At 31.7% G+C, this 15,353-nt stretch carries 10 protein-coding genes and 1 pseudogene; 9 read left to right on the top strand and 2 right to left on the bottom strand.

All coding sequences use genetic code 11. The features are described from left to right. Window positions 1-27: 27 nt before the first annotated feature. The 6 genes from ftsZ (at window position 28) to ileS (ending at window position 7,527) form a co-directional block, all read left to right on the top strand. Window positions 28-1,272, top strand: a complete 1,245-nt coding sequence (gene ftsZ, locus MPTP_RS03435) for a cell division protein FtsZ (RefSeq protein ID WP_013773679.1) — start codon at window positions 28-30, stop codon at window positions 1,270-1,272. 617 nt (window positions 1,273-1,889) lie between these two features. After that, window positions 1,890-2,480 (top strand): cell division protein SepF, encoded by a 591-nt coding sequence (locus tag MPTP_RS03440; RefSeq protein WP_013773680.1) that lies wholly within the window; start codon window positions 1,890-1,892, stop codon window positions 2,478-2,480. 4 nt (window positions 2,481-2,484) lie between these two features. Then, on the top strand, window positions 2,485-2,769 hold the full coding sequence (locus MPTP_RS03445) for a YggT family protein (protein WP_013773681.1): 285 nt from the start codon (window positions 2,485-2,487) through the stop codon (window positions 2,767-2,769). Between the two features lie 30 nt (window positions 2,770-2,799). After that, window positions 2,800-3,582 (top strand): YlmH family RNA-binding protein, encoded by a 783-nt coding sequence (locus MPTP_RS03450; RefSeq protein WP_041363296.1) that lies wholly within the window; start codon window positions 2,800-2,802, stop codon window positions 3,580-3,582. Window positions 3,583-3,718: 136 nt separating this feature from the next. Beyond that, on the top strand, window positions 3,719-4,447 hold the full coding sequence (locus MPTP_RS03455; RefSeq protein WP_013773683.1) for a DivIVA domain-containing protein: 729 nt from the start codon (window positions 3,719-3,721) through the stop codon (window positions 4,445-4,447). Window positions 4,448-4,740: 293 nt separating this feature from the next. Continuing rightward, on the top strand, window positions 4,741-7,527 hold the full coding sequence (gene ileS / locus MPTP_RS03460) for an isoleucine--tRNA ligase (protein ID WP_013773684.1): 2,787 nt from the start codon (window positions 4,741-4,743) through the stop codon (window positions 7,525-7,527). A gap of 177 nt (window positions 7,528-7,704) precedes the next feature. Here ileS and zwf read toward each other — a convergent pair whose 3' ends face one another. Continuing rightward, the gene (gene zwf / locus MPTP_RS03465) at window positions 7,705-9,216 is read right to left on the bottom strand and encodes a glucose-6-phosphate dehydrogenase (protein WP_013773685.1); all 1,512 of its coding nucleotides are present in this window, start codon (window positions 9,214-9,216) and stop codon (window positions 7,705-7,707) included. A gap of 26 nt (window positions 9,217-9,242) precedes the next feature. Beyond that, window positions 9,243-9,890 carry a transcriptional regulator EfaR gene (gene efaR, locus MPTP_RS03470; RefSeq protein ID WP_013773686.1) on the bottom strand — a complete coding sequence of 216 codons (648 nt, stop codon included), beginning with the start codon at window positions 9,888-9,890 and terminating at the stop codon, window positions 9,243-9,245. 453 nt (window positions 9,891-10,343) lie between these two features. Between efaR and MPTP_RS03475 the strand changes: the two genes are divergently transcribed. The 3 genes and pseudogenes from MPTP_RS03475 (at window position 10,344) to MPTP_RS03490 (ending at window position 15,339) form a co-directional block, all read left to right on the top strand. Continuing rightward, window positions 10,344-11,354, top strand: coding sequence for a Gfo/Idh/MocA family protein (locus MPTP_RS03475; protein WP_013773687.1), 1,011 nt, complete (start codon window positions 10,344-10,346; stop codon window positions 11,352-11,354). Between the two features lie 17 nt (window positions 11,355-11,371). Beyond that, entirely contained in the window at window positions 11,372-12,544 is a 1,173-nt protein-coding gene (locus MPTP_RS03480) for a DEAD/DEAH box helicase (protein WP_013773688.1), read from the top strand. 94 nt (window positions 12,545-12,638) lie between these two features. Next, window positions 12,639-15,339, top strand: a pseudogene (locus MPTP_RS03490) (sigma 54-interacting transcriptional regulator). Window positions 15,340-15,353: the final 14 nt, after the last annotated feature.

Below are 15,353 nucleotides of genomic sequence, written 5' to 3' on the forward strand. Positions count from 1 at the left end.
TCTAAATAAATAGGAGGATACATGGTTATGGAATTTTCTTTAGATAATAATATTAACAATGGCGCCATTATCAAAGTTATCGGTGTTGGTGGTGGTGGTGGTAATGCTGTAAATCGTATGATTGAAGAAAATGTTAAAGGCGTTGAATTTATTGTTGCAAACACAGATGTTCAAGCCTTGAAAAATTCAAAGGCAGAAACGGTGATTCAGTTAGGACCTAAATATACAAGAGGATTAGGTGCTGGTTCTCAACCAGAAGTTGGACAAAAAGCGGCAGAAGAAAGTGAACAAGTCATCTCTGATGCTCTGCAAGGTGCAGATATGATTTTTATTACTTCAGGAATGGGTGGCGGTACAGGTACAGGAGCTGCACCTGTTGTAGCTAGAATAGCAAAAGAAATTGGTGCATTAACAGTTGGCGTAGTTACTCGACCATTTAGTTTTGAGGGACCAAAACGTGGACGTTTTGCAGCAGAAGGAATTGCACAATTAAAAGAACATGTAGATACTTTGTTAATTATTTCTAATAATCGCTTATTAGAAGTCGTGGATAAAAAAACACCTATGTTAGAAGCATTTAGAGAAGCAGATAATGTATTAAGACAAGGTGTTCAAGGTATATCTGATTTGATTACAGCTCCTGGTTATGTAAATTTAGATTTTGCTGATGTGAAGACTGTAATGGAAAATCAAGGAACTGCTTTGATGGGAATTGGTGTTGCTAGTGGGGAAGACCGTGTAGTAGAAGCAACGAAAAAAGCTATTTCTTCTCCTCTTCTTGAGACTTCTATCGATGGAGCAGAACAAGTATTATTAAACATTACTGGTGGTTTAGATATGACTTTATTTGAAGCTCAAGATGCTTCAGATATTGTTACAAATGCAGCAAGTGGAGATGTCAATATTATTTTGGGTACATCTATTAATGAAGATTTAAATGATGAAATTCGTGTAACAGTGATTGCAACAGGTATTGATTCTTCGAAAAAAGAAAGAAAACCACACCGCCAACAAAGACAGCAATCACAAACACAATCAACATCACAAGCACCTATGCTAGATATGGAAAAAACAAAATCTCAAACAGACGAAAAAAATGCATTTGGTGATTGGGATCTTCGTCGTGAACAAAATACACGTACAAACAATGATAATGCATCTTTTGATAATGTTGAAAAGAAGGAATTTGAAACGTTCCATCCAGATGAATCATCTTCAAACCCAAATGATGATGAATTAAATACACCACCTTTCTTCCGTAGAAAACGATAGAGAAATTTGGAATACATGTTAATTGATAATTAAAGATAACAAATAAAATCGGTTAATATGAATTAGTATAGTGATGATGTCATATAAATATACTTAACAAGATCAACAGAAAAAACCAGAAAAGTAGTATGTTATCTTGATATAGATAATATAACTTGAAAATTAACGAAATAAATGGATTCATAACACATCAAAAAACTTTCTATATTATAAATTAGCATTTGATTGGTAATTTATAATATAGAAAGGTAAAATTAATAAGTAACCAGATGTATTTTTCAATCTATTAGTTAATTTGAAATTAGCTGAATAAATTGAAAGATAATTGTTAGCAGCAATTTCTTTGCTTTATTAACATAAATATTTAAACAGAAGAAATCTATTTAAATTGTTGATAATATTTTGATATTTATTTGGCTAATGGGTTTCTGTTTCATTCTGATAAGTAAGTCATGAAATAATTGCTGTAATAGGTGATTGATCATCGTTATTGCTGAATGTTGTATATGCATATGAAGTGGAAATGAATTTCTATTGTATTATGAGAAGTAGGTACAATAAAGTTATGCATATTGGAACAGCAATATTCAAAGGTGTACAAATGGAGGAAATTATCTATGTCAATTTTTAATAAAAATTTTCTATCAAACTTTTTTGGTCTTTCTAGTGATGAAGAAGATTATTATGAAGAAGATGGTCATAACGAATACAATCAGCAAGAGAAGATAAACACACAATTTAATTCGGTTGAAAACCATACTAGAAAAGAAGGACAGCCACCTTTAACTGAAAGACCTTCTGCTCGTTATCGTACGACTGAAAAAGAAGAACCGACAGACAGACCAACTAGTGAGAAAAAGGTTGTCTCAATGCATGCTACTCCTGGTTCATTAGGAAATAAACATTTAAGAGAGTCCTCAATGACAAGGTCGTCAAATAAAATTTCAATTATTGAACCAAGAATTTATTCTGAGGCAATGAATATTGCAAAGCATGTACTCGCTCAAGAAGCTGTATTAGTTAATTTTAATTTAATAGAAGAATATCAAGCACGTAGAGTTGTTGATTTTTTGACAGGGATTGTTTATGCAGTAGATGGAGATATTCAAAGAGTTGGTAATGAAATTTTTCTTTGTACGCCATCAACTGTTGAGATAGATAGTGCTACGGCTCAATCTTTAGCAAATAAACAATTGTTTGATTTTTAGAATTATGGAGGGAAATTTTATTTTAGCAATAATTATTACATTCTTGTATAAAGCTGTTCAAATTTATTCAGGTATTTTAGTTATTTATGCTCTATTATCCTGGTTTCCCGGTGCTTATGATTCAAAACTTGGGCAACTAATTGCACGAATTTGTGAAACTTACTTAAGTCTTTTTGATCGATTGAATCTTCATATTGGGATGATAGGGTTTAATGTTATAATTGGTATTATTGTACTTAACTTAGCTGCTGGTGGCTTAGGAATTATTCTTCAATCCATTGCATACTAGAATTACTTTATATAGAAAGGATGATTTATCATAGATGTAAATGTGTATCAACATTTTCGAAAAGATGAACATCCTTTTATTGATACCGTAAATTCATGGTTATCAAAAGTTGAATTATACTATTCACCTTATTTGACTAATTTTTTAGATCCTAGGCAAGCTTATATTTTAGAAACACTTGTTCACCAAAATAATGATCTTTTGTATAAATTTTATGGTGGATATGAAAATGCTGAACGACAACGTTGTATGATTTATCCAAGTTATTATCAGCCATCCGAAGAGGACTTTAAAATTTCGTTAGTTGAAATTACTTATCCGATAAAGTTTGCAACATTATCACATGGAAAAATTTTAGGTACATTGGTAAACATGGGCATTAAAAGAGAATATTTCGGCGATATTATATCAAATGGTACAAAATGGCAAATATTCATTGGAAACGAAATTGAAAGTTATATTATAAACCAATTAGACAGAATTGGAAAAACTTCTGTTTATTTATCTAAAAAAGAAGATACAGAGTTAATTGTTCCGAAAGATAATTGGATTCAGGAAATAGATACTGTGAGTTCCCTAAGACTTGATAATTTAATATCTGCTGTCTACAATATATCTAGGCAACATTCAAAAAAATTAATTGAATCAGGGAAAGTTAAGGTAAATTGGATGGAAAATGGACATCCTGATTTTATCATTGGTTTGCAAGATATTATTTCTATTAGGGGATATGGACGCATTCAATTACAAGCTATTGAAAATAAGACAAAAAAAGGTAAATATCGAATAAACTTAGGTGTCTTAAAAAAATAAGTATTTTATTGATTTAAGAAACTTCTTAGTAATAAACTATTTATCTAGACGCTAATTTGTGTTATTTTAAAAGAGAACATAAAAGATATGATTTGTTAGTGATTGATGTGGGAATAAGCTGAAGAGGTGAAGGAATATGGCATTAACTCCATTAGATATTCAAAATAAAAACTTTGCTACAAAAATGAGAGGTTACAATCAAGATGAAGTCGATGATTTTTTAGATCAGATCACAAAAGATTATGAAGAATTACAACAACGAAATAAAGAAATTGAAAAATCATTAAAACACTCAGAAGAAAAACTACAATATTTTAATGAATTGAAAGATGCCTTAAATCAATCAATTATTGTGGCCCAAGATACAGCGGATAAAGTTAAAGATAGTGCAACAAAAGAATCCGATATGATTGTTACTACGGCTGAAAATACAGCAAATGAATTAATTAGTTCAGCAGAAAGGAAATCAAATGATTTAATTTCTGCAGCTGAGAAAAAAGCTACTGAAATTTTAACGCATGCTACAGAAAATGCACGTCATTTAATTTTAGAAACAGATGAATTAAAGAAAAAAACACGTGTCTTTCATCAGCGATTGAGTCTTATGTTAGAAACACAACTAGAACAAGTGAAGAGTGATGAATGGGACGATATTTTAAAACCAATTTCTGGTTACATAAATGATGCTGATACAATTATTCAGGAAGTACTGGCTGGTGAATTGAATATTTCTGAGAATGATACAACATTCAATACTCCAAAAGAGACGCAAGAACACGAGGAAGAGGAAGTTGTTCAATCAGAAGCTTCAATTGATAATGCAGAAGAAACCTTGATCTCTGATGAAATCAAGGTTGAAAGTTAATCTATTCTAATTATTTTAATCAAGATAGACTAGAAAATTCAATAATCATTCTTTAGAGCGAGTCAATAATGGTGAGAGATTGATAGACCCTGATATTGAATAGATCCTCTATCTTTCATTGGATCTGAAATAAAATCAGTAAGATTCAACGCCTGATCTCGTTATCGGTTTAAAAGGAGACTTCATTGGTCTTAAATCTTGGGTGGTACCGCGAATACTTTCGTCCCTTTTGGACGAAGGTATTTTTTTATATAAAAATTATTTTTTTATAAAAGGAAGGAAGTGCTGATAATATGAAAATAAAAGATACATTACAACTTGGAAAAACAGCTTTTCCCATGCGTGGAAATTTGCCAACTCGTGAGGTTGAATGGCAAAAAGAATGGGAAGAAAAAAAACTATATGAAAAACGGCAACAATTAAATGAAGGAAAACCTTCTTTTGTTCTACATGATGGACCTCCTTTTGCAAATGGAAATATTCATTTAGGACATGCATTGAATAAGATTAGTAAAGATATCATCGTTCGTGCAAAAGCCATGTCTGGATTCCGTTCTCCCTATGTTCCAGGTTGGGATACTCATGGACTACCTATTGAACAAGTGTTAGCAAACAAGGGAGTAAAACGTAAAGAATTATCTTTGGCTGAATACCGAGAAAAATGTAAAGAATATGCATTATCTCAAGTTGATAAACAACGTGAAGACTTTAAACGTTTAGGAATTTCTGGTGATTGGCAAAATCCCTATTTAACATTGGATCCTGTTTATGAAGCGGCAGAAGTACGTGTATTTGGTAAAATGGCTGAATTAGGTTATATCTATAAGGGATTAAAACCGATTTATTGGTCACCTTCTAGTGAATCATCATTGGCAGAAGCAGAAATTGAATATAAAGACATCAAATCACCTTCTATTTATGTTGCTTTTAAAGTAGTTGATGGCAAAGGTCTTTTAGATACAGATACATCTTTTGTTATTTGGACAACTACACCTTGGACCTTGCCAGCAAATGAAGGTATCGCTGTAAATCCTGATTTTGATTATGTGGCCATTGATGTAAACGGCAAAAAATATGTAGTAGCAAAGGATTTATTATCAACCGTAGCAGATACAATTGGCTGGGAAAATCCAAGGATCATTAAAACATTTAAAGGTAAAGAACTAGAATGTATGACAGCACAACATCCTTTTTATGAAAGAACATCACTTGTTGTCTTGGGAGATCATGTCACTTTAGATGCTGGTACTGGACTTGTTCATACAGCACCTGGTCATGGAGAAGATGACTATCTTGTGGGGAAAAAATACAATTTAGAGATTCTCTCACCTATTGATAGTCGAGGCATGTTAACCAAAGAGGCACCAGGTTTTGAAGGTGTTTTTTATGATAAAGCCAATCCAATGGTTATTGAACTTTTAAAAGAGAAAGGAACCTTGTTAAAACTTGATTTCTTTACACATAGTTATCCACATGATTGGCGAACAAAGAAACCGGTTATTTATAGAGCAACGCCACAATGGTTTGCGTCAATTGATAAATTTCGCCAAGATATTTTAAATAATATTAAAACCGTTGATTGGATTATTCCTTGGGGAGAAACACGTTTGTATAATATGATTCGTGATCGAGGCGATTGGGTAATTTCTCGTCAACGTTCTTGGGGAGTACCACTACCCATTTTTTATGCTGAAAATGGTGAGGCAATTATCACTTCTGAAACGATCGATCATGTAGCTAATTTATTTGCAGAGTATGGTTCTAATATTTGGTTCCAAAAAGAAGCTAAGGAATTACTACCTAAGGGTTTTACACATCCAGGTTCTCCTAATGGTGAATTTACAAAGGAAAATGATATCATGGATGTTTGGTTTGATTCTGGCTCCTCTTATGCAGCAGTCTTACAACAACGGCCAGAATTAAGTTTTCCAGCGGACATGTATTTAGAAGGTTCTGATCAATATCGAGGATGGTTTAATTCAAGTTTAACAACAAGTGTTGCCGTTAATAAGCAAGCACCTTATAAATCAGTTATTTCCCAAGGATTTGTTTTAGATGGTGAAGGAAGAAAAATGAGTAAATCGCTAGGAAATACCATTCTGCCAGAAAAAGTCATTAAACAATTAGGTGCAGATATTTTAAGACTTTGGGTAATAAGTGTAGATTATGAAGCAGACGTAAGAGTATCAATGGATATTTTAAAACAAGTGGCTGAAATCTATCGTAAGATTCGTAATACAATGCGTTTCTTATTAGCAAATACAGATGATTTTGATCCAAATAAAAATAAGGTTCATTATAATGAACTACGTTCTGTCGATAAATATATGATGATTCGTTTAAATCAGGTCATCAAAGAGATCCGAGAAGAAGGATATGAAAAATATAATTTTCTAAGAATTTATCGTCAAATCACGAACTTTTTGACTGTTGATTTATCTTCTTTCTATTTAGATTTTGCAAAAGATGTTGTTTATATTGAAGCTGAGAATAATTATCAACGTCGTTGTATGCAAACTGTTTTTTATCAAATTGCTGTTACTATCACTAAATTGTTATCACCAATTTTTCCATTTACATCTGAAGAAATTTGGCAATATGTAAAAGAACCAGAAGAATATGTTCAATTATCTGAATTTCCCGGATTTGAAGAGTTTACTAATCAAGATGAATTGATGGATACTTGGACTGCATTTTTATCATTTAGGGATAAAGTATTAAAAGCATTAGAAGAAGCAAGAAATAGCAAATTAATTGGAAAATCTTTAGAAGCAAAAGTTACTATTTATCCTAATGAACAGGTACGTTTATTATTAGAAGCTGTTGATTCCAATGTTGCTCAATTATTAATTGTTTCTGAATTTGTTGTTAGTGAGAATGAAGTAGATACCTCTAAAAATATTATTGAATTTGATGATATGAAAGTATTGATTGAAAAGGCTGAGGGTGAAACTTGTGAAAGATGTCGCTGTGTTCGTAAAGATTTAGGAATAGATGCTAAATTGCCTCGACTCTGTGGACGCTGTGCAAAAATTGTTGAAGAAAATTATCCAGAAGCAATTAAAGAAGGATTAGAATAATTCAATACTGCTTAATCTATGAATGCCTATATTAAATAAAAAAGATGAGTAGTTATTTTTAGTATGTGTCGTTTTTTACAATGATATAAAAGGTTATTGTATTTATATTTAACTGCCAATGAAAAAGAGAGCAAAATGACTAGTCATTTTGCTCTCTTTTTTAATAAAATTTGTTTATTAAAGTTGTCCTCTTTCTCGATACCACATATCTGGCTGCCATTGCCAAAGAAAGCCATCTTTATTAAGTAGTTCAAAAGCAGAAGAAGGGCCCATTGTTCCTGCTGCATAATTTGGGAATTTTACTTCCGTTTTATCCCATACTTGTCGAATAAGATCAACGATTTTCCATGATTGAGCAACTTCATCCCAATGAGAAAAGTTTGTTCTGTCACCCTTTAAGCAATCTAACAAAAGGCGTTCATAAGCTTCTGGACTATTACCAGCCATTTTTGCAGGTTGACGATAGTCTAATTTAATGGGTTCTGTATCAAAATTCTGTCCAATTTTTTTTCCATTTAAAGTTAGAGAGAAACCTTCTGTAGGTTGAATATAAATCGTTAAAATATTTGAAGGTAGATTGGTTTTATGTTCATCTGTTCTATTTCGAAACATATCAATTGGAACTTGTTTAAAGACAATATTAATACGAGTTCCTTTTTCAGTCATCCGTTTGCCAGTTCGAATATAAAAAGGTACGCCAGACCAACGGAAATTATCAATTAAAAATTTTCCTGCTACAAAGGTTTCGGTGTTAGAATCTTTTGCTACGTTTGATTCATCACGATAACTTGTGAATGTTTTATCGGCTAGCTGTCCTTCTGCATATTGTCCACGAACAAAGTTTTTCAGAACTTCATCTTCTGAATATAGTCGGATAGCTTTTAAAGCCTTAACTTTTTCAGAACGAATTTCTGTTTCTGAAAAGGTAACTGGCCATTCCATTGCAAGTAATGAAACTACCTGTAAAATATGGTTTTGTACCATATCTTTTAAAGCACCACTATGATCATAATATCCACCTCGATCTTCAACACCTATACTCTCTGCAAAGGTAATCTGGATATTATCAATATAACGATTGTTCCATTGAGATTCAAAAATATTATTGGCGAAACGAATAGCAGAAATATTTTGAATCATTTCTTTGCCTAGATAATGGTCAATTCGAAAAATAGCTTCTTCTGGAAAAACAGCTCGAATTTTTTTATTTAAATCATAGGCGGATGAATAATCAAAACCGAATGGCTTTTCAATAATTAAACGATCAAATCCATTATCTGTTAAAATATTTTGCGATTTTAAATGTCTAACAATAGTATCAAAAAATTGAGGAGACATAGCTAAATAATAAATACGGTTTCCTTGTAGTTGATATTTTACATCTAATTGATCAGAAAGCTTTTTTAATGTATTGTAGTGTCCTGAGTCATTTACATTATGTGATTGGTAATAAAAATGATCAGTGAAAGAATTTGCCTCATCTGTTGTTGGATGTAATTCTTTAATCGTTTCTTTAACAATTTCTCGATAATGGTCATTTGTCCATTCTCGACGAGCTGTTCCAATGACAGCAAAATGGTCTCTCAGCAATCCTTTTCGGTAGAGACGAAAAAGTGAGGGATATAATTTTCTTTTTGCTAGGTCACCTGTACCACCAAAAATAGTAAATAAAGCAATACTTTCATTCATATGACAATACTTCCTTTCTTTTTTGATTACAATGGATCAACAAAAATCATATTAGCTGCTTTGTGACTGACAGATAATTCTTTATTGTTATTTTGAATAATGATTGGTCCTTCAAAAGGAATAATAGTTTTAATTGTGTAATCTTCATTAATATTTAAATTGATTGATACGAGATAATCCAAAAGTTCCTTTTCATCTAACACTCTTGCAATTCGTATATGTGTTTTTACTGGAAAGTCAGCTAATGTTCTCCATTTTTTTTCATGAAATAATTGATTTTTTTTAGGAATCATTCCACCATGTGGACAGAACTCTGGCTGCTTTAAAAAATCAGATAAACGATCAGCAAGTGTTTCAGAGGTAACATGTTCTAATACTTCTGCCTCTTCATTGACATCTTTCCATGAATAATTTAGATGTTCAACAAGTAAAACTTCCCACAACCGATGTTTTCGAACAAGATCACCTGCTTTTTGTAAACCAGTTTCAGTAAGCTGGACGCCTTGATAAGGAGAATGTTCTACTAAGTGCTCTTTTACCAATTTAGAGATCATTTCACTGACAGAAGCAGCAGAGACATTCAAGCCTGAAACAATTTGTTTGTTATTTATTTTATCTTTGTCGCCACCTAGTTCAAGAATTAATTTTAGGTAATCTTCACGGTTTGGTGTCATATATTTTTCACCCTTTCAATGAAACCATCATCTCTAGTTTATCAGAAAAAATGTTTTTTGACTATTTAATAATAAACGTGTGATTAATTAAAATAGATTTCAACCTACTTTTTATAAAGGGTGCCAATTATATTAGTAGAGATTTACAATCTGTAGGACAAACGATTATAAAATAAATAGTTGGTATTCAGGAATTGATAATTTGATCATAATAAAAAAGCATTAGTTATTCAACAAATAAAAATGTATCGTTTGTAATATTTATTCGGTAGTTATGGAAAGATAAAAAATAAGTTAACAATAGATAATCGATTAAGATAAATTCTTATTAAAGAAATAGATAGAATAATAAGTTATTTTTCTATCTATTATTTTCTATCTATTGCTATAATAGATAAGAGGACTTTTTTCCTTTTAGAAAATCAAAAATTTTGATAAAGAAAGGTGAAACATATGATTCATTTAGGCGTAATTGGTACAAATTGGATTACTCGTCAATTTGTTGAAGCAGCATTGGCAACGAATAAGTATGATCTAACAGCAATTTACTCAAGAAAATTAGAAACCGCACAAAAATTTGGTGAAAATTATGATAATGTAGAATATGCAATTGAATTAAGTGTATTTCTAAAGATAGATCACATGGATACTGTCTATATTGCTTCACCTAACTCATTACATTCCGAACAAGCAAAACAAGCAATTTTAGCGAAAAAGAATGTTATTGTAGAAAAACCAGCTTTCTCAACACCTAGTGAAATGAAAGAAATTATTGAATTAGCAAAAGAAAATCATGTATACTTTTTTGAAGCTGCTCGTAATATTCATGAAAAAGGATTCAAAAAAATTACCGAATTATTGCCGTTAAAGGATCGTATATATGGAGCATCCTTTACACTTATGCAATACTCATCTAGATATGATAAAGTAATAGACGGAGAAGAACCAAATGTTTTCTCGCCACATTTTTCTGGTGGAGCGTTGATGGATTTAGGTGTATATTTAGTATATGCTGCATTAAGTTGGTTTGGTATGCCCAAAACATGTAAGTACACTGCTTATAAAATTAGAACAGGAGTTGATGGCATGGGAACAGCCATCTTATGTTATGACCATTTTAATGTCACCTTACAATTAGGCAAAATTGTCGATTCATTTATTGGTTCTGAGATCTATTTTGATAATGGGACTTTATCCTTAGATGGTATAGCTTCAATTGGTGTAGCGGAATACTGTGATCGTGAACGTCAAGAACGCGACCAAATTTCGATTGAGCCAGAAGTAAATCCAATGACAGAAGAAGCAGAGGATTTTGCAGCTGTCATTGGAAATGTCGATGACTCAAATTGGCAAGTATACTATGAAGAATGGTTAATGCTTGCACGTAATGTCAATCAAGTACTTACAGATTTAAGAAAAGATGCGGGTATCGTTTTTGATGCAGACAAAAATAACGAAGTTTAGCAATAGAAAGGAATAATATGTCATATATGAACCAACTTCCAGAAGTTTGGCAACAACATTGGCAGACTTCTGGTTTTAAAGAACCAACAAAAATTCAAGAAAAAAGTTTTTTACCTTTAAAAGAGAATAAAAGTGTTTTGGGTGTTTCACCAACTGGAACTGGAAAGACTCTAGCTTACCTTCTACCTTTATTATTAAATGTTAAAAAAGATAGTGGCAATCAGCTTTTAATCATTGCACCTTCACAAGAATTAGCTATGCAAATAACAAGGGTGGCTCAAGAATGGGGAAAGCTTCTTCAATTAAAAACACAAGTTTTGATCGGTGGAGCGAATATTCATCGGCAGGTTGAAAAGTTGAAACAAAAACCAGAAATTGTAGTAGGAACACCAGGAAGAATTTTTGAACTTATGAAAATGAAAAAAATTAAAAGCAACTCCTTACGAACAATTGTTATCGATGAAGTTGATCAATTATTACAGCAAGATGAATTAACGATTACCAAACAACTTTTAAATTACAGTGCTTTTAATTATCAGATCGTTTTCTTCTCGGCAACGGCTAAAAATGTATTAACAGAAGCTGAAAATTTAGTGAATTCTTTGCAGGTGGTTGAAATAAAAGAAGATATGCAACATGCCGGAACACTTAGGCATTACTATCTAGAAGTTTCGCAAAGAAAAAAATTAGAGACATTAAAAAAATTAACATTTATTCCAAACTTCTCTAGTATTGTGTTCTTTAATCAAGTTTCCAATTTAGGAACAGCAGAGGAAAAATTATTATTTGAACAAATACCAGTCATTGGACTGGCATCAGATCAAAATAAACAATTGCGACGTTTAGCCATTGATCAATTTACAAATAAACGAGTTTCATTATTATTGACAACAGAGTTGGCTGCTCGTGGACTAGATTTTCAACAAGTTCCCTATGTTGTGAATATGGAAGTTCCTCTTACCAAAGAAAGTTATTTACATCGTGCTGGTCGGGTAGGTAGAATGGGAGAAGACGGAAAAATCATCACATTCATTGATGATCGAACAAAAAGAGATTACAAGCGTTTGCTTCAATCATTAGGATATACAACCCAGGAACTATTTCTTTATAATGGAGAATTACAAACCACGCCTAAGCTAAATAAAAAAGTAGATAAACCAAAAAAACAAAAACCAAAGAAAAAAGGATAAAATGCTTCATTTATTGCTTATTTGACCATCTGATTTATTAGCCACTATTTTGTTAAATTATAAAAATAAGCAAAATATGTACTAAGGAGGACACATGCAAAAAAAGCAAAAAGAAATAATAAATTTACTCAAAGAAAGTAAGCAAGGCTTAATTGCCAAAGAAGTAGCAGAAAAATTGGCGATTGGTCGAAGTAGCTCTAGTCGTTATTTAAATGAATTATACAAAGAACAACAGATTTCTAAAAAGAATGGTCGTCCGGTTATTTATTTTCTTCCAGAAAATAGAAAAAAAATATAGAAGAATTCTCAGAAAAGAAGATTACTTTTGACAGTCTTGTCGGTGTAGATGAATCGTTAAAAGTAAGTATACAGCAAGCAAAGGCAGCTGTTTTATATCCACCAAGGGGACTACATACAATTATTTTTGGAGAAACAGGAACTGGGAAGTCATTATTTGCAGAGTGTATGTATCATTTTGCTGTAAACACAAAGATATTATCCGAACAGTCACCGTTTGTTTCTTTTAATTGTGCAGATTATGCACAAAATTCACATCTGCTATTTGCCCACATCTTTGGTGTAAAAAAAGGTGCCTATATAGGTGCTACAGCCGACAGCAAAGGATTAATTACGAAGGCAGATGGAGGAATATTATTTTTAGATGAAATTCATCGACTACCACCTGAGGGACAGGAAATGCTTTTCATGGTGATAGACAAAGGAAGCTATCGTCCATTAGGTGAGAGTGAGCGTTCTTATCAAGCAAATGTACAACTTATTTGCGCAACGACTGAGACATCTGAAGTACTACTTCAGACATTCAATCGTCGTATCCCAATGGTTATTACACTACCACCTCTTGCAACACGTTCTTTGGATGAACGGTATGAAATTATTTCTCTGTTTATTAAGCAGGAAGCTAATCGGTTAAATTTGCCAATTGATTTGGAGAGAGAAGTTGTTTTAGCTTTTATGCTTTATAATGCAGAAGGAAATATTGGACAGGTAAAGCGTGATCTAAAGTTAGTTTGTGCCAAAGCATTTCTTCATTATAAGACACATGGAGAAAAAAAATTAACCATACATAAATATGATTTGCCTCTACAAGTTCAAAAAGGATTACTTAAGGTCAAAGAATTGCCAAATCATTTAGTGCGTTTTGTTGATAGTAAAATGAATTATTTGACCTTTAAACCTGGAAATAAAGATATCGTTTGGGCTCAGGATCCAACTAAAAATATGCAAATTTATCAAGAAATTGAAGAAAAAATTGCTAACTTGTCAACAAAAGAAATGAAAAAAGTCGATTTAGAACAGTTAATTACCAAGGATGTTGAAGCTTATTTTCAGACTTATGTAAATGAACTGACACAATATTCTATACATAAGGAATTAATACCGGAATCATTTTGGAATCTAACCAATCAGTTATACGATATAGCAGAGAAAAAATTGGATAGAAAATATGAGGAAAATGCACGCTTTGCTTTTGCGCTTCATCTACAGAGTACTATGGAGCGGATCAAAAAAAATCATCGTGTTATTCATCCTGATTTAAATAGTATAAGAAAAAACATGAAAAAAGAATTTCAAGTAGCGATAGATTTAGCATCAATCATTGAGGAAAAACAAGCCATTGAAATTCCCTTTGATGAAATTGGGTTTATTTGTATGTTTTTAGCAATTAATGTAAATAAGGAAGAAGAAATACCTAAAACAAAGGTGACTGTTATTGTTTTAATGCATGGGGGGCAACAGCAACCAGCATGCTGAAAACGGCACAAGAAATTTTAGAGATTAAATATGGTATTGCGATGAATCTCCCTTTAACAATGGACGTTCAATTAATCTATGAGCAATTAAGAAATTATGTTTTATCTAATCGTAAAAATTTTACCAAAGGTATCCTGTTGCTAACAGATATGGGTTCGTTAAATTCTTTTGGTACGATGATTTATGAGGAAACAAAAATACCAACAAAAGTGGTTACGTTGACAAGTACAATGGTTGTACTTGAAGCCATTCGTATGGCAAATATTGGAAAAAGTTTATCAGATATTTATCAAAGCATTCAATTGATATTTGAAAATAATTTGTTAGAACAATTTGATCATTGTGAAAAAACAACTAAAAAAAAGAAAATAGCTATTATTGTCACTTGTTTTACTGGTGAAGGAGTAGCAGCTAAACTTCATAAAAAGATTTTATCTGTTATTGATGGAAATAAGGTTGAAATTATTCAGATGCAATTTATAGAGAAAGACGTGTTTAAAAAACGAATAAAGCACTTAACTGAATCTTATGATATTAGAGCAATTGTGGGAACCGTAGATATTGGGTATCAAAAAATACCGTTTTTCTCTGCTCTTGATATTTTTAACCATAAAAAATTAGACTATTTAAAATGCTTGGTCAATGATGAATGGTCGGTAGAAAAAATCGTTGCTTCTTTACAGCAAACAATTACTTCTGTCACTTCTTTAGAACAACTAATCCTTTTACTTCAGAAAATTGTTTGTCAAATTCAAAAAGATATGCACTGTATCATTAGATCAGATGTTGAAATGGGTATCATTATTCATTTAGCTTTTTTGGTTGATTCACTATTAACAAAGAAAAAATTAAGAGTATTTTCACACCTAACTGAATTTATAGAGAAATATCATTTAGAAGTAGATATTATCCAAGCAAATATCATGATACTAGAAAAAAATTATCAGATTATTTTTCCAATAGATGAAATTGCTTATTTAATTGAAATATTTCATGAGAATAAATTAAAAGAAACTAAATAGAACTAAAATAATAG

The sequence above is a fragment of the Melissococcus plutonius ATCC 35311 genome, assembly GCF_000270185.1.
In the GTDB taxonomy this organism is placed as follows: domain Bacteria; phylum Bacillota; class Bacilli; order Lactobacillales; family Enterococcaceae; genus Melissococcus; species Melissococcus plutonius.